At 46.6% G+C, this 15,323-nt stretch carries 15 protein-coding genes and 1 tRNA gene; 11 read left to right on the top strand and 5 right to left on the bottom strand.

All coding sequences use genetic code 11. The annotated features are described in order from the left end of the window. Positions 1-427: 427 nt before the first annotated feature. Positions 428-516: transfer RNA gene (locus QUB06_RS13225), tRNA-Ser, on the bottom strand. Between the two features lie 34 nt (positions 517-550). Beyond that, a complete protein-coding gene (locus QUB06_RS13230) occupies positions 551-1,468 on the bottom strand; it encodes a TIGR04168 family protein (protein ID WP_333435633.1) in 918 nt (305 codons plus the stop codon). Positions 1,469-1,679: 211 nt separating this feature from the next. Here QUB06_RS13230 and nadA point away from each other — a divergent pair, with 211 nt between their 5' ends. The 8 genes from nadA to QUB06_RS13270 all read left to right on the top strand — a co-directional run bounded on the left by nadA (position 1,680) and on the right by QUB06_RS13270 (position 8,032). Beyond that, positions 1,680-2,648, top strand: coding sequence for a quinolinate synthase NadA (gene nadA / locus QUB06_RS13235; protein ID WP_333435634.1), 969 nt, complete (start codon positions 1,680-1,682; stop codon positions 2,646-2,648). Positions 2,649-2,809: 161 nt separating this feature from the next. Further along, positions 2,810-3,427, top strand: coding sequence for a TIGR04282 family arsenosugar biosynthesis glycosyltransferase (locus QUB06_RS13240; RefSeq protein ID WP_333435635.1), 618 nt, complete (start codon positions 2,810-2,812; stop codon positions 3,425-3,427). Positions 3,428-3,844: 417 nt separating this feature from the next. Further along, on the top strand, positions 3,845-4,561 hold the full coding sequence (locus QUB06_RS13245) for a TIGR04283 family arsenosugar biosynthesis glycosyltransferase (protein WP_333435692.1): 717 nt from the start codon (positions 3,845-3,847) through the stop codon (positions 4,559-4,561). 114 nt (positions 4,562-4,675) lie between these two features. Beyond that, entirely contained in the window at positions 4,676-5,185 is a 510-nt protein-coding gene (locus QUB06_RS13250) for a photosystem I reaction center protein subunit XI (RefSeq protein ID WP_333081456.1), read from the top strand. A gap of 57 nt (positions 5,186-5,242) precedes the next feature. After that, positions 5,243-5,359 (top strand): photosystem I reaction center subunit VIII, encoded by a 117-nt coding sequence (locus QUB06_RS13255; protein ID WP_333042098.1) that lies wholly within the window; start codon positions 5,243-5,245, stop codon positions 5,357-5,359. A gap of 337 nt (positions 5,360-5,696) precedes the next feature. Continuing rightward, positions 5,697-6,251, top strand: a complete 555-nt coding sequence (locus QUB06_RS13260) for a hypothetical protein (RefSeq protein ID WP_333435636.1) — start codon at positions 5,697-5,699, stop codon at positions 6,249-6,251. Between the two features lie 137 nt (positions 6,252-6,388). Further along, positions 6,389-7,276, top strand: a complete 888-nt coding sequence (locus tag QUB06_RS13265; protein ID WP_333435637.1) for a hypothetical protein — start codon at positions 6,389-6,391, stop codon at positions 7,274-7,276. Positions 7,277-7,459: 183 nt separating this feature from the next. Then, entirely contained in the window at positions 7,460-8,032 is a 573-nt protein-coding gene (locus QUB06_RS13270; protein WP_333435638.1) for a DUF2996 domain-containing protein, read from the top strand. Positions 8,033-8,261: 229 nt separating this feature from the next. Here the strand turns inward: QUB06_RS13270 and QUB06_RS13275 are convergent, their stop codons facing one another. Further along, positions 8,262-9,083, bottom strand: a complete 822-nt coding sequence (locus QUB06_RS13275) for an alpha/beta fold hydrolase (RefSeq protein ID WP_333435639.1) — start codon at positions 9,081-9,083, stop codon at positions 8,262-8,264. A 183-nt stretch (positions 9,084-9,266) separates the two neighbouring features. Then, the gene (locus tag QUB06_RS13280) at positions 9,267-9,992 is read right to left on the bottom strand and encodes a lysophospholipid acyltransferase family protein (RefSeq protein WP_333289090.1); all 726 of its coding nucleotides are present in this window, start codon (positions 9,990-9,992) and stop codon (positions 9,267-9,269) included. 417 nt (positions 9,993-10,409) lie between these two features. On the opposite strand from QUB06_RS13280, the gene QUB06_RS13285 reads away from it, so the two are divergent. The 3 genes from QUB06_RS13285 to QUB06_RS13295 all read left to right on the top strand — a co-directional run bounded on the left by QUB06_RS13285 (position 10,410) and on the right by QUB06_RS13295 (position 14,308). Beyond that, complete coding sequence (locus QUB06_RS13285) at positions 10,410-10,724, top strand: hypothetical protein (RefSeq protein WP_333242021.1); 315 nt, start codon at positions 10,410-10,412, stop codon at positions 10,722-10,724. Positions 10,725-10,853: 129 nt separating this feature from the next. Next, positions 10,854-12,581 carry a succinate dehydrogenase/fumarate reductase flavoprotein subunit gene (locus QUB06_RS13290; RefSeq protein WP_333435640.1) on the top strand — a complete coding sequence of 576 codons (1,728 nt, stop codon included), beginning with the start codon at positions 10,854-10,856 and terminating at the stop codon, positions 12,579-12,581. A gap of 98 nt (positions 12,582-12,679) precedes the next feature. Continuing rightward, entirely contained in the window at positions 12,680-14,308 is a 1,629-nt protein-coding gene (locus tag QUB06_RS13295; RefSeq protein WP_333435641.1) for a hypothetical protein, read from the top strand. Positions 14,309-14,412: 104 nt separating this feature from the next. Here QUB06_RS13295 and QUB06_RS13300 read toward each other — a convergent pair whose 3' ends face one another. Further along, positions 14,413-15,303, bottom strand: a complete 891-nt coding sequence (locus tag QUB06_RS13300; RefSeq protein WP_333435642.1) for a Uma2 family endonuclease — start codon at positions 15,301-15,303, stop codon at positions 14,413-14,415. Between the last annotated feature and the right edge of the window lie 20 nt (positions 15,304-15,323).

Genomic DNA, 15,323 nt, shown 5'->3' on the forward strand with positions numbered 1-15,323 from the left:
TTACTTAACCAGTTGAAAGCCAAGCGCAAAAAGTCCAAGTGCGACCTAGCGGACGTACAAGCAATCTTGGATATGCTAAGTAGTTTGTCGCCTTGACTTACCGTGTCACTCACGTTGTGTGCATAGTGTGATTGTAGGTTTTTGGGTTCTGACCGGGAGAGTGAACAGTCTAAATGAGAAATCATTTGACACGACAGAGGACGGGATAGCATTCTAAGGCGTAGCCGCCTACAGTAGGCGGCTAGATGTAAAAATGCAAGGTAGTACCAGTAGAAGATTGATAGAAGAGTTCGCTTGTAAGCGAGTGTCAGGTAAGGGACACCTATATACCGTTGCGGTATACATACCATTTTATATACCGCAACGGTATATACCATTAACGAACTTGAGCTTGTTAATGGCTTAAACTCTTGTTGGTCAAAGGATACGGAGAGGACAGGATTTGAACCTGCGGGAACGTTTGAGCGTCCCTCCTGATTTCAAGTCAGGCGCATTCGACCACTCTGCCACCTCTCCCGGCGCATAAATTTTATCATACCAGCAAATGTCTCTAACTACAAATAGCCGCAGATTCAGCGCGCCGATAAAGAATTTTTTCTAAGGCCACCGCGAAATCTTCGCCTACCCATACCAGAGACACTTCCGACACTGCTCCATTTTCCAGCAGGACGATCGAGAAATTCCGCAATTTCGAGCACTCTCTCTCCACAATTCGCGGTACGCTGGCCGCATTCAAATAAACTGTACCCTCCGCACTCACCTCCAGCGACTTCCGCAACTCGTGCTTCGTGTGCCGCAGTTTGTGGTGCATATGACCAAAAGTTACCAGAGGTATGTGCTTCCCAGAACTCCGAGTTCGATCGATCGCCTCCGCAAAATCCGGGTCGCCCCAATCCCCTCCCAGCGGCTTCCAATCTCGCCCGCAGGGGTCTTCAGGAGCCTCTCCTAACCCCGTCGGGCCCGTGTGACCCAAAAAAATCACATTTTCGCAATCGGCATCCGCTGCCGCCCCTGCTATGCGCCGCGCCGACTCCTCAAAACTTTCTACCCCAAACCACTCCGAGTAAAAATCCCCGTACTTCCACTCCGATCCCCCCCAAGTAAACGGGCGGCTTCCCACCACAGTTACGCCCAATTCGGGAAAATCACGCTTCCCGTAACCGACGTGAGCTTCTCCCATTAAATCTAACTGCTGTTTCACCCAATTTTCTTGAGTGCGATCGTAAGGGCACTGACTGCGGCCCCACTCTGTCGCCGTGTACCAAGCGTCGTGGTTCCCAAACACCGCTGCTTTCGGAATGTCCAATTGGGCGATCGCCCGCACCACCTCCACCGACTCATTGCCAAAATCCCCCACAAACAGCACCAAATCAACGCCCAGATGCTTCAATGCCTCGCCGTCTTCAGGTTCCCAGCGATCGTGAACGTCGCCCACCACCGCAATTTTGATAGATTTAGCTTTATTCATGTGATTTGTCATGTGCGATCGATCCCTAGCCCCTTCTTACTCAGCATAAGAAACAGCGACCAATTTTTGCACTCTCCCGCAGCATATTTTGGATTTGAGATTTGAGATTTTAGATGGGAGCCACGGAACAGCCAGCAGTTTTTGGTGAATTCAACTATAATTCAAAATACACTTTAGCTGTCTTCGCCACCTTCCCCGGAATATTCTAACTGTGTTTACCACCGCACCTGCTCCGAACTTTACTCAAACCCGACTGCCCGACGACTTGTTTGCTGCAATTAACGCCCTCAAACAAGAGTTAAACGCCGTCATTCTCGCCCACTATTACCAAGACTCCGAGATTCAAGACATCGCAGACTTCATTGGCGACTCCCTAGAACTTGCCCGCAAAGCCGCCAACACCAGCGCCGATGTCATAGTTTTTGCCGGAGTTCATTTCATGGCCGAAACCGCAAAAATTCTCAATCCCGACAAATTAGTATTGTTGCCAGACTTAAATGCTGGGTGTTCCCTCGCCGACAGTTGCCCTCCCGAAGCCTTTGCAGCTTTCAAAGCCGATCGACCAGGACATTTAGTAATTTCCTACATTAATTGTACCGCCGCCATTAAGGCAATGAGCGATATAATTTGCACCAGTTCTAACGCGGTTAAAATTGTCAACCAAATTCCCGATAATCAGCCGATAATTTTTGGCCCCGATCGCAATCTCGGCCGCTACGTCATGGAACAAACCGGTAGAAACATGGAGATTTGGCAGGGAGCCTGCATCGTCCACGAAAACTTCTCCGAAAAAAAGATAGTTCAACTCAAAATCGAAAATCCCGAAGCCGAAATAATTGCCCACCCAGAATGCGAACCTCCCGTGCTGCGCCACGCCAATTACATCGGCTCCACCACCGCTTTGCTCAAATATTCTCAAACCTCTTCCAGCCAAGCTTTTATTGTCGCGACTGAACCGGGAATCATTCACCAAATGCAAAAGCAAGCTCCGCACAAACGCTTCATCCCCGCTCCTCCCAACAATAATAGTTGTGCTTGCAACGAATGCCCGCACATGAGATTAAATACCTTGGAAAAATTGTATCTAGCTATGAAAAATCAAACCCCTGAAATTACCATGCCCCTAAATATTCAACTAGCAGCTTTGCAGCCCATCCAACGAATGCTAGAAATGAGCTAACCGCTGGCTATTTTTCAGTAAATACATTGTATGCGGGGTTGGGCGCGGCGATTCAATTAAGTCATTGCCTAACCCACCAACATCGATCGACAATTCGTGAAGCAGTGGTTAACTCTTTCTCTTCCTCTGCGGTTCATTCCTTTAAAACTCATCAACAATAAATGATGCCAGAAAAACTGATTGTTTTCACCCGCTATCCTGAACCGGGAACAACCAAAACTCGACTTATTCCGGTGCTGGGAAAAACAGGCGCTGCCAACCTTCACCGCTTGATGGCCCAACGGACGATCGCCTGCGCTCTCTCTCTCGAAAAATCCCGCCGATTATCCGTAGAAATTCACCGAGTCGGCGGCAGCCAACAACTGATGCAAGAGTGGTTGGGAAGTGATATTATTTGTCAAAATCAAATAGACGGCGATTTGGGCGCAAGAATGACAGCCGCGTTTGAAAAATCTTTTAATTCCGGGGTTGAAAAAACTGCAATAATCGGTACAGATTGTCCTGATTTGAAAGCAGAAATCATGGCACAAGCTTTTGAGGAACTGAGCCAGCACGATTTAGTTTTGGGCCCGGCAAAAGACGGAGGTTATTATCTGATAGGGTTGCGGCGATCGATACCGGAATTGTTCGGTGGTATTCACTGGGGAACAAGTGAAGTATTTGCTTGTACGCGGGCGATCGCGCAAAAGCTAGACCTCAAGATTGCTTATCTTCCCACTCTTGCAGATATTGATACACCAGAAGACCTGCTCGGTTTAGATATTAATATGTTTAAATAACTAAAGTCTATTTAAGCTTTTTAAATTATTAGAAATTGTCATATATTTTTTGATAAAAATGCTTGATTGTAAAACCGGAACGTCATAATATAGTAATTGTATTTGTCTAACCAAATGCTGAATTTCAGCAGCAGTTAGACAGCGCTTGGGACAATAGTCCCAGGCGCGAGAAAAGGCAAAAAATTACCAACTAAATTAGCAACTAACAGATCAGCTTTGTACAAAACCCGCCCTGCCACATGAAAGCCCAATGTAGGTGCGCGCCCGCTGTAAAAAATGATCAACTAATAGCTTTGCTTTTTACAAAACTCCCCCTACCACGTTAAGGCAAAATGTAGGGGCGAGTCCGGGTCAGAAATGGGCAAAATCAGCTTTGTACAAAACCCGCCCTCTCTTTCACGGGCTGCTTTATTCTGTATGTCGCCAAAAAATCCCAATCTCACAATTTCCATTATCATTCCAGTCTTAAACGAAGCACCTACAATTGCCTCAGTCATCTCCACCGCCCTTGAGGCCAAAAATGTGGAAATCATTGTCGCCGACGGCGGCAGCAGTGACGGTACTACAGATATAGCAAAATCTTTGGGCGTCCGAGTTATCTCCACCGCCCCAGGCCGCGCCACCCAAATGAATGCAGGTGCCGCCGCAGCTACAGGAGAGATATTGCTGTTTCTCCACGCAGACACTCTTTTGCCTCGCGGGTACGACGATAGCGCGCGTCGGGTACTAGCTAACCCGTCGGCAGTAGCGGGGGCCTTTGAACTCAAGATTGACGCCCGCAGGCTCAGCCTCCGGCTGGTAGAAACAGGGGTAAACTGGCGATCGAACTTTTTGCAAATGCCCTACGGCGATCAAGCTATTTTCCTCAACGCAGTTACCTTTGACAAAATCGGCGGTTTTCCCGACTTGCCCCTCATGGAAGACTTTGAATTCGTGCGCCGATTGAAAAAACAAGGCCGCATTGAAATAGTACCCCAGCCAGTGCTGACATCCGCCCGTCGCTGGCAGCAGCTTGGGGTGATCAAAACCACCGCCATTAATCAAATAGTAATCATCGCTTATTTCCTGGGAGTGTCGCCCGATCGACTCGCTTTCTGGTATAAGAGGCAAAAGAAAAATTCTTCCAAAAACTAAAGAATAGTGAACTTTTCTAAAGCTCGCTGCCAATTATGCAAATAGGAAACACGTCCCTGCGTAAAATATGACTTGAACGCCTCAACTTTTACGCACAGCGAGGAAAAAGAGAATATGGCCGATCCCAGAGATGCAGAGCTGATTAAACCCTTTAACGGCGACCCCTTCACGGGTCATCTCGCAACTCCCATCAGTGCTTCTGATTTCACAAAAGCATTCATTGGGAACTTGCCCGTCTACCGCAAAGGACTCTCGCCCCTAATTCGAGGCCTAGAAATTGGTTTGGCACACGGTTATTTCCTCGTCGGCCCCGAAATCGTCTTCGGACCCCTGCGGGATTATCCAGAAGCAGCTAATCTCGGAGGATTATATACAGCCCTCGTCTTAGTTCTGCTTGGCACACTAGGTATGTCTGCTTACGGTTTAGTCTCTTTCAAACAAGACAACACCAGCTACCCTAGCGCTAATCCCATGACCCCTGATGCCCTCAGAAATGCTGAAGGGTGGAGCCAGTTTACCGGTGGTTTCTTCATTGGTGGAATGGGTGGTGTCTTTGTTGCCTACTTCTTACTCGAAAACTTTAACGGCGTTGATGCCATTTTCCGGGGTTTAGTCAACAATTAGACTCGACTCCCACATATCCCTGTTGGAACACACTAACTTTAGTTTGGAGAATTTGATATGACAGGTTCCTACGCTGCCTCTTTCTTGCCTTGGATTTTGATTCCCCTAATTACCTGGGTGATGCCGGTGGTGGTAATGGGTTTGTTGTTTATCTACATTGAAAGCGACGCCTGATCCTTACCCCTCAAGTAAGACCTAAGTTGGAAAGCCGAAGTAAGATGATTGAGGAACAATCGCTCTGAAATTTCTAGATAAATCTAGGGAAAATCAGCAAAAATTGTTTTGAGATTGCTGGCTATCAGAAAACTTAGTTTCTTTACCCCCATCCCCAGAATTTATCTGTGGAGCAATCTTTCAGTTTTCTTCCTTCAAAACTCGTAATTGCAAAAAAATCCTCTGCCTGTAGGTAGAGGATTTTTTTGCCAAGAAGACAAATCATCCGATCGGGGAACACAAATTGCCAAATTCTGAGCCACAATTGTTATGGAAACCTACTAATGAGGAGACAGCGATGCAATTTTCCCCCGCACGCAGAATTTTAGCTCCATTCCTGATCTCGGTACTGCTGTTAGTGACCGCCTGCGGTCAAACCCAAACCCCATCACGCTGGGACAAAGCTCAGCAGGAAAGCACCCAAAAACCTGGTAAAGCACAGCAGACAACTGCTGATAAATCAAGTGCTAGTAATCAAAACCTGCCCAAGAAGGCAGTGGCAGGTGGTAAGTTAAATAAATACTTCCCGGCTTCTGGCGGTGGATTCGATCGCATTTTTGCTCAAGAAAAATCCGGTTTTGCTGAAGCTAAGTTGAACAAAGACGGTAAAAATGTCGCTGTACTCTCGATTAACGACATCGCCGGCAATCCCAACGCAGGTGCAAAATTTAAGCAAAGTACCAAGCAAATTGCCGGCTATCCCGCCATTAATCAGGGTGCTAATGGTACCGCTGTTTTAGTGGCAAATCGCTATCAGGTGAAAGTTCAATCGCGCAGTCCCTCTTTTACCGCTAGCGATCGCGAAGCTTGGCTCTCAAAATTTAACCTCGGCGGCCTCGCCCGCGTCAAATAGCAATGTCTCTTGTCACACTCCGCGCCCGATTCCAGTCTGGCGCTATCAGAACTAAGTCTGCCACAATGAGACAGTGAAGTTTTGCAATCTGCCAAAAGTAATACCTTTGATTTTCGTTCCAGCATAAGGAGTTTTTTGTGAGCAAAACAGTCTTTGAATTAGTCGATACACTGCCTCAAGACAACATGACTGTCAAAGCCCTGCGAGCGCTTGACTTTGTGGTTCCCGGCGAGTGGAACAATTTAGTGGGCTTTGAAAATACCATTCGCACCGTTACTGGCGAAACAGACGAAGATTTGATCCAGCAAATTGGCGAGCGGGCCATCTACCTCTACAACGATAAATCTGAGGGCTACCAGCGCGCTCTCTGGCTCTACCAAACTATTGACAGTGCCGACAAGGCTTTGGGCACTGCTGCCCTCGCTAACAAAGTCTCCCAAAATGTGCCGTTTTTGTCCATGCTCGGCAATCTCACTCCCAAGCCGGAAAAAGCTCAAACGATCGACCTTTCTCTGAAGTTAGTCACTGAGTTGCTGGCTTTTTGCCAAATCAACGGCCTTCCCGGCGACAGCATCGGCGATTTTGCCGCTTCCTTGGGCGACTACGGCGGCGAATCCCTGATGCGGATGGCTGCTTTGGTTTGCTTTGATGGTTTGATTCCCCTGGGCCCGGACTTTATCATGGCAACTCAGTCTTGGATTCAGAGGCTCTCCCCGAACGATTTGCAAGATAATTCGGTGTTTAAGTCGATCGGCGGCATGATTCCAGGGGGCTCTCCCGCAGGCCAGTTGGGCTTTATCGGCGAAAGCTTTAACTCGGTTTCCGGCTGGATGAGCTCTTTTGTGAGCGATCGAGGTTTGACTCCCCAAAACGTACTCGGCCACTTGCAGAATTTTGTAGATATTTCAGCAGACAAGGTGGACTACGTGGGCGCATTCCTCGACATGACTACCAACTACTACGAACACACCGGTGTTCAAACTCTCGCCCGCCGTTTGATTGAACGAGCTGTCGCTGAGATTTAGAATAACCAAAGGAGTTGTGATATTGGCGGGCGATCGCCCTGTGAGAGTGTTTTCAGTTCAAATTTTTTTGACTAGCCATTCTCTCAGGTTGGTTTTGGATAAAATGTGTGCCATCAAGAAAGTCGATCGCCCGCTTGCTCAACTCCCAACTCCTTACCCAATCACTTTTACCAGGAAGCGTTAATGTCAGAAGAACCGAAAAATCCTACCGCTGGCGAATCGGAAACTCCCAGTGCTTCGATCGAGAACGCCCCGAGTTCCGACACAGCCGAGACAAGCGACTTTCCCAGCACTGACAAGCCTCAGCCGGCTGCTAAAAAGCCCGCAGCCAAGGCCGAAGGCGACAAGCCCCCAGCTAAAGCTAAAAAGGAAAAAGCACCTGCTGTTGAAGACAAGCCCTTTGCGGAATTTATTCAACAAGATTATTTGCCCGCTTTGCAAACTGCTTTGACTAAGCAGGGCGTTAAGGATTTAGAGGTGAGTTTGGCAAAGCAAAAACTCCCGGTTGCGGGCATGAGTTCCGCCGGGGATTGCTGGCAGGTAATTGGGAAATTCCAAGAAGGTCAGCGCCAATTTAACCTGTATTTTCCTCAAGAAAATATTCAAAGTCAAAGAGCATTTTCCTGCGCTGAAAACAATACCAAAACAAGCACTTTAGAGCCTTTTTTGATAGATGAGCGCAAGGTAACACTAGACCTCATGGTGTTTGGCGTCGTCCAGCGGCTTAACGCTCAAAAATGGCTAAATCTTAATTAGTCAGTAGTCAGTAGTCAGTAGTCAGTAGTCAGTAGTCAGTAGTCAGTAGTCAGTAGTCAGTAGTCAGTAGTCATTAGTTATTAGTGGCTTGTCTTCCGGCACTTACTAATGAGTGTCAGGGCGGGTTAATTGTAATATAAACTTTACCCCTCGCCCAATCTCTAATTTTGCCCCCACTGCCTCAGAAGCGAGAAGTCATAGCTAATGACTACTGACTACTGACTACTGACTAATGACTATTGACTAATGACAGATTTTCTTCGGATTTTGTCAAAAAATTGCGAGCTTGCATAATCGCAAAAAGGTTAACATCTGTTTCTAACAAACAAGCATGACCGCTGTTAGCCAGCAGCACCATTTGAGCCTTGGGAATTACTTTGACTAAAAGCTTCGCTTCTGCTAAAGAAGGCAGCAGCCGATCGGCACCGCTAGCAATTACTAGCGTCGGCTGTTTGATGCCGCGCAACTGATTTTCGTCAACATTAAACGATCGCACTAACGCCAATCTCCACACAGACGTGTTTTGCGGTACTGCTTGCATCGCTTCTAGCAAAGCGCGGCGATCGTCGCGCCCAATCTTTCCTAATGATGCTAATATCGGCAATAAACCGATTACCGACAGCGGATAAAGGTTGGCCGGCAGCCACTGAGTCAGGTACGATCCCCACTGCACCCAAGGCTGCTGTCGAAACGAAGAAGCTGGATTGACTAAGATTAATCGATCGCACAATTGGGGAGCTTCTAACATCACTTTCATCGCTAAACACCCCCCAAATGATTCGCCGCACAGATAAACCGGCCGCTTCGGCTTTCCGGCTTGCTTTTCGGCTTCAATTAAGGCAATTGTTTCCCCAACCAGTACATCCCAACTAGGCGTATCGTCCGCAGGTAAAGTTAAGCAACGAATGTCGAAATGATTGGCTAATTTAGGAATTTGGGAGCGCAGCAGCAAACCGCCCCCGTCCATACCGGGCAAAAATACAAATAAAGGGCGATCGGGTTTCGGCGGTTTGGGGGTTAGGAAACGAATCTTGTTGTTAGCATTTGCCATGATTCAAGTCAATCGATTTTAGATTTTAGATTTTAGATTTTAGATTGGAAATCTGACACCAGCCCACAGTCAACAGTCAACAGTCAACAGTCAACAGTCAACAGTCAACAGCCAACAGCCAACAGTCAACAGCCAACAGTCAACAGTCAACAGTCAACAGCCAACAGTCAACAGTCAACAAACTTACAAACAACCTCGTTGGAGTAATTCTGCAATTTCTCCCTGACAGTGGTTTGTGAGTTCAGCAACAACTGCTTTGGCTTTTTTGCCTCGATATTGCTGCTGTCTCTCGACAGTAATCCAGTAAGGCTGGCCGATTAAAACATTAACTCGCTGATAAATTATCACAGGATGCCACCCAGATCGATCGAACAGCGGTTCCGAAGGATCGAACAAACTCAACAACTTCAGCGGTACACCCGATCGTACTGAGTGTTCCTCAAAAGAACTAATCGCCACCGGCAAAACTGCCAAATCCCGCACCGGTGCTCGCAAAGCCAAATGAGCAAATCCCCGCTGAAACTTCCCCACAGTATTCGGCCCAGTCAGCTTGACCATCGGTTCTGCACCCTCTGGAAACACCCCCACCATCTCCCCGCCTTGCAGCAGCGCTGTCGCTTGAGAGAAAAAATGATGCTGTCGGTGTTCCGGTGCTTCCAAGGGGAAAGCGCCGAAAGTCGTGACCACTTCCCTCATCACCGGAACTTGACCCATGTAATGATGACAAGCAAAGCGGATTGATCGACCCAAAGCCGCCGTCAGCAGCACAGGATCTAAGAAACTGCGGTGATTGCTCACCACCAGCACCGGACTCTCTTGGGGAATCCGGTCTTCGCGGTACATAAACATCTGCGTTCCTAAACCAGCCAGGAAACAGCGCGAAATCAGCAATTTGCTCTCTGAAGACATGGGCGAAAGACAGGTGCGACGCTATAAAGGTTGATTCCATTCCCACGCAGCTTAACATTTCTTTACCAAGTCAGGGTTCAGCCAAAAAGTAGACTTTCCCCTTATGCCTTGGTTTCCTAATCCTGGACGCACGGGCGGCCATCACCTTGGTTTTTTCGCACGTTTACTTCCAGTCAGCCTGCCAAAAACAGTAAAAAACCCGGTTTCTAGGCGTTGGAGGGCGTCAGCCAACTGTTTGGGCAGAATTTCCCAGTCTGAAGCAAAAATATACCAAGTGTTGTGGCAAGTTATTAAAGAATGTTTACAACAACCCCAAAAGCAAGTTGCGGCAGCTAAACTTAGAAATTTACAGTGGGCATTGACGCACTGTCAAAGTATTTTTGGACAAGTCGTAATAGCAATCTCGCGAGGCATCAAATGAATAACATCCAAAACTATCGCCTTAGATGTACGCTCACCTTTGGCGACATTTACGGTCAAATCATTGTTTGGCTGATAGTCATCTTCCTAAGTCTAGCGTCGGCACTCGCCTTGTGGAGTAGCGCCCGCCAAATCTTCGCCTTGGCTACTGTCGGCTTGATTTTAGTGCTGTCTCTGCCCTTCTTGCTGTTTGCTTTCGTTACAACTCTGCTAAATAACATTGAAGTGCTTGCTGTAGAACCCGGTACGGAAACTCAACCTTCTGCAACGGGAAATCAGTCCAATCAGCAGCCTGTCGAAAGCGCCGGCTAGTCCAATGTGAAATTTTAACTTTTGATTTCCCATTCAAATCAAAAGTTAAAAAACTTCCTGCTCTTTTGGTGGGAAGTTTTTTTTTGCGTCACGATAAGTTGAGCAGAACACTCAAAATAATTCAAAAAGATGCTAGAACACGACGTAATCATTGTAGGCGGCGGTTTAGCAGGTTGCCGCGCCGCAGTAGAAATTGCTCGGACTGACCCCAGTTTAAAGGTAGCTGTCGTCGCCAAAACTCACCCGATTCGATCGCACTCCGTCGCAGCCCAAGGTGGCATGGCCTCCAGCCTCCAAAATGTCGATCCCGAAGACAGTTGGAAAGCCCACGCCTTCGACACAGTAAAAGGTTCAGACTATTTAGCCGACCAAGACGCGGTAGAAATCCTCACCCGCGAAGCACCCGGTGTAGTCATAGATTTAGAACACATGGGAGTCCTCTTCTCCCGCCTCCCAGACGGCCGAATTGCCCAGCGCGCTTTTGGCGGACATTCCCACCGCCGCACCTGTTACGCCGCCGACAAAACCGGTCACGCCATCCTCCACGAATTAGTCAACAATCTGCGCCGCTGCGGAGTTCACATCTATCAGGAGTGGTATGTCACGCGCCTGATTTTGGAAGAAGGCCAAGCCAAGGGGGTAGTTATGTACCGCCTTCTAGACGGTCAAATTGAGGTTGTCCGTGCTAAGGCGGTGATGTTTGCTACGGGGGGTTACGGTCGAGTTTACAATACCACGTCGAACGATTACGCCTCGACGGGAGACGGTTTGGCGATGACGGCTTTAGCTGGATTGCCGCTGGAAGATATGGAATTCGTGCAGTTTCACCCGACGGGTTTGTATCCCGTGGGAGTGTTGATTTCGGAGGCTGTGCGGGGCGAAGGCGCTTATTTGATTAATTCAGAGGGCGATCGATTTATGGCGAATTATGCGCCGTCGCGCATGGAATTAGCGCCCAGAGATATCACCTCGCGGTCAATTTCCATAGAAATTCGCGCCGGCCGAGGAATTAATGTTGATGGTAGTGCAGGCGGCCCCTTTATCTACCTCGATTTGCGGCACATGGGACGCGAAAAAATCATGAGCAAAATTCCTTTTGCTTGGGAAGAAGCCCACCGTTTGTTAGGAATTGATGCCGTAAATCAGCCGATGCCCGTGCGCCCTACCGTTCACTATTCAATGGGGGGAATTCCTACTAATGTTAGCGGGCAAGTTCGCAGCAGTCCTGACAGTTTGGTAGACGGTTTCTTTGCAGCCGGCGAAGCAGCTTGCGTGTCAGTTCACGGCGCCAACCGTTTAGGCAGCAATTCGCTGTTGGAATGCGTCGTTTACGGCAAAGTTACTGGCGCAACCATAGCACAATTCGTACAAAATCGCAAGTTACCTACAGTAGACGAACAGCGTTATATTACGGAAGCAAAAGAGCAAATTCAGGCACTTTTAGAACGTCCCGGAAAATACCGCATCAATCAAATCCGGCAGCATTATCAAGATACTATGACTGAGTATTGTGGCGTATTTCGTAGCGCCGAATTGATGCAGGAAGGTTTAAAAAAATTGGAGGATTTAGAGCGACAATATGAGGAGGTTTACTTAGACGATAAAGGCAAGTTGTGGAATACGGAAATTGTGGAAGCTTTGGAGTTGCGGAGTTTGATAATTGTCGGGAAAATGATTTTAACTTCTGCTTTGAACCGGCAGGAAAGTCGGGGAGCTCATTCGCGGGAAGATTTTACTGAGCGCGATGACAGCAATTTCTTGAAGCATACAATGGCGTATTATTCGCCTGCGGGGATTGATTTGGCTTATATGCCGGTGGCGATTACGATGTTTGAGCCACAGGAACGAAAGTATTAAGCTAATGTGCTAGGGTAGTTATCTTACTCTTCAATGAGTGAGATAACTTGCTATTTAAAAATCCACGAATCTAGTTTCCTAATTATGGGGCTAAATAAATGAGCCAAGAAATTAGCATAACACTGAATCCCTCCCAAATTCGCCAATGCTCTTGCGATGATTTATGTCATATTCTTGAAAACGCTAAACAAGACATTATCTTGGAAATTCCCGGTGAAGAAGGGTATTTATACTCATCATTAGATCAAGCAGAAGTTTTTTGCGGTGCTTTATTCATAGGGGAAAAGATAGCAGAGTTTTGTGAAAATATTTATGTTAAAGAAATTCTCAGCTATAGAGAGCCAATTTATTTTAGCTTTCAACCAAACAATATACCTGGATTAGCCAAGCAACTTGCGTGGCTGTTTCCTTTCTGTGACTTAGATTCAGACGATGACTATCATGATTTATTAGATGATTTAGAGAATGAGTACCTTGACTTTCGTCATAATTTGGAAAGCCGGATACTAAAATTTCCTGAGATTGCCGATTTTTATCTAGGAAATTGTGTTGAGGGACAACAAGAATCAGCGGATAATTGTAACAATGAAGAAGAATATTTTAGGGAATTACACAGTAAATATCCTGAACAAATTCATTATTTTTGGCGCTCTTTTCTTAGTAATGAGATAGGTTACGACTTTTATGTTTCTCAAAAATCTTGGATTGTTCCGCTAGGTGTAGATATAAAAGAATTGCTGAAGCGATATGGTGGTTTCAAAAATGAAGTTCCCGATTTAGAAGCAGCAGAGTATTTGTCATTATTGAATTGCCCACCCATAGCTTTTCAAAATAAAAATTTGATAATTTTTCCAGAGTCAGACGTATATCAAGCTCAGAAATGTGCAGAATATATGTGGTTTGAAAGTCCGGAGTGCGACAAAATTAGAGAGAATATGCGCGCAAAGATTATCCAGCTAGGTATAGATATAACAACTATACCGTTTTTACTAAATTCCTATATTAATCAAGAAAATCGCACCCAAATTCAAAAAATTTTACTATCTATAGAAGGCGATGTCTTGATAGTACAAGATCGGATAGCCCAGTATGTATTATTTCCCAAAACACTAAAAAAAATTAAGCCAGAAGATGGAGAAAAATATCTTGAATCAATTTCCAAGCTATCTGAGAGTCTAAGGACACTCATTGGACGAACTACCGATATCGCCTGTCCCTGGGATAAACTTGATGACAATCAGTTTGAGGAGCTTTGTTATGATGTTGTTAATTACCGCCATCAGCCCAGTAAAATCTTAAAAATGGGAAAATCTCGCTCCCGCGATGGTGGTAGAGATATAGTATTTCACACAACAGGGCGCGCGGGTCAACCGCCTGTAAAATGGATTGTACAGTGTAAGCTGATTAGAGATGGTAGTTCGCTGGCGGGAAGCAAGGTTCAAGTTGCCGATCCAGTAGATCAATATGGAGCGGGTGGATTCTGTGTGATGACCAGCGGTGTTATTGATAGTACACTTTATGACAAGCTAGAAGGTGTTGCTCGTAACAGAGGTATTGAGATAGATTGGTGGTCTCGGCTAGAATTAGAACGTTTCCTAGCACGGCATACAGAACTGCGAGACAGATACTTTGGTAAAGAAATGGAAAATAAAAAATCGTCTCACAGCGAAAATGTACAGCTTAGTTTATTAGATATTTTGGATAATTCATCTTCAGGAAGTTCATAGATAACTTTTTTGTATTTTGTTTAGTTTAATGCAGTTGGTAAGAGCGATCGCATCTTCACCAGTTCAAGACCGATCGCCCTTTTCCCCAATTCTCTCTCACTATCTCACTCTCCAGCATTCTCCGTCACTTCCTCCACGGATAAACTTAACGCCTCCGCCACTTGTTCGGCACTCAAACCCATTCCCAACAACCGGGGAATTGCATCCCTTCTTGCCTGAAATTCAGCTTGTCGTGCCTGTTCTGCACTCTCGGCTCGCAACCTTTCTTGTTCGGCTCTTTCCCGCTGTTGCTCCCCTCGCAATCTCTCTAATTGAGCCCTTTCATCGCCAATTAACAGCAAATTACCTTCCTCGTCCCACCAGCGCAGCCAAAGCATGGTTTGATTTTGATAACTGCCTTGCCAAAGTCCCAATTCTATGCCTAAAGATGCAATGGGAAAATGACCGCGTTGATTGAGTTCTAACAGTTGATAATACCCCTCCATCAACCGATAAACTTCTAATCGACCGCTGTTAATTTCATAGATGCCGTAATAGGGAATTCGCATCACCTGTTCGTACACCCAAAACTTGCCCGGTTTGGTTATTACCCCTTCATCAGTGCGAGATAAAGGAGTGCGCTCTCGCTCTTCATCGCCGTTCCCGCTGGCAAATTCTAAAGCAATTAACGGTGCTATGTGTTCCCGCCACAACACGTAGGAACGCCGAATTTGACCGTCAATGTTAGGAGGTACATTCGGAACGTAAAACCAATCAGGAGCTTCTGCACCTTGTTCCGCTGGTTCAGTTTCTCGCCAGTAAATGCCACAGTCTTGACCGATCGCATATTGTCCGTCAGGATGCCGCTCCTGCAAAATTTGCCCGATCGAATCAGTTAAAATTAAACTCTGCGGATGCTCCTGAAAATTTTTCACAAAAGTACCGTCTGACTCTGGTAATTGAGTGTGGTCTGGAAAAGCAGGAGGTAGAACAACGCGGTTAAGGCTAGTAGTCATAATTCCCTCCGAGGTCTTAC

This window comes from Microcoleus sp. D2_18a_D3, from assembly GCF_036702455.1.
GTDB lineage: Bacteria > Cyanobacteriota > Cyanobacteriia > Cyanobacteriales > Microcoleaceae > Microcoleus.

What these genes read in the sequence shown, in the direction of transcription:
- QUB06_RS13230 (WP_333435633.1), bottom strand. Translation starts at nt 1,468, where the DNA reads ATGAATAAAGCTAAATCTATCAAAATTGCGGTGGTGGGCGACGTTCAC.
- QUB06_RS13240 (WP_333435635.1), top strand. Translation starts at nt 2,810, where the DNA reads ATGATGCCAGAAAAACTGATTGTTTTCACCCGCTATCCTGAACCGGGA.
- QUB06_RS13245 (WP_333435692.1), top strand. Translation starts at nt 3,845, where the DNA reads ATGTCGCCAAAAAATCCCAATCTCACAATTTCCATTATCATTCCAGTC.
- QUB06_RS13250 (WP_333081456.1), top strand. Translation starts at nt 4,676, where the DNA reads ATGGCCGATCCCAGAGATGCAGAGCTGATTAAACCCTTTAACGGCGAC.
- QUB06_RS13255 (WP_333042098.1), top strand. Translation starts at nt 5,243, where the DNA reads ATGACAGGTTCCTACGCTGCCTCTTTCTTGCCTTGGATTTTGATTCCC.
- QUB06_RS13260 (WP_333435636.1), top strand. Translation starts at nt 5,697, where the DNA reads ATGCAATTTTCCCCCGCACGCAGAATTTTAGCTCCATTCCTGATCTCG.
- QUB06_RS13270 (WP_333435638.1), top strand. Translation starts at nt 7,460, where the DNA reads ATGTCAGAAGAACCGAAAAATCCTACCGCTGGCGAATCGGAAACTCCC.
- QUB06_RS13275 (WP_333435639.1), bottom strand. Translation starts at nt 9,083, where the DNA reads ATGGCAAATGCTAACAACAAGATTCGTTTCCTAACCCCCAAACCGCCG.
- QUB06_RS13280 (WP_333289090.1), bottom strand. Translation starts at nt 9,992, where the DNA reads ATGTCTTCAGAGAGCAAATTGCTGATTTCGCGCTGTTTCCTGGCTGGT.
- QUB06_RS13285 (WP_333242021.1), top strand. Translation starts at nt 10,410, where the DNA reads ATGAATAACATCCAAAACTATCGCCTTAGATGTACGCTCACCTTTGGC.
- QUB06_RS13290 (WP_333435640.1), top strand. Translation starts at nt 10,854, where the DNA reads ATGCTAGAACACGACGTAATCATTGTAGGCGGCGGTTTAGCAGGTTGC.
- QUB06_RS13295 (WP_333435641.1), top strand. Translation starts at nt 12,680, where the DNA reads ATGAGCCAAGAAATTAGCATAACACTGAATCCCTCCCAAATTCGCCAA.
- QUB06_RS13300 (WP_333435642.1), bottom strand. Translation starts at nt 15,303, where the DNA reads ATGACTACTAGCCTTAACCGCGTTGTTCTACCTCCTGCTTTTCCAGAC.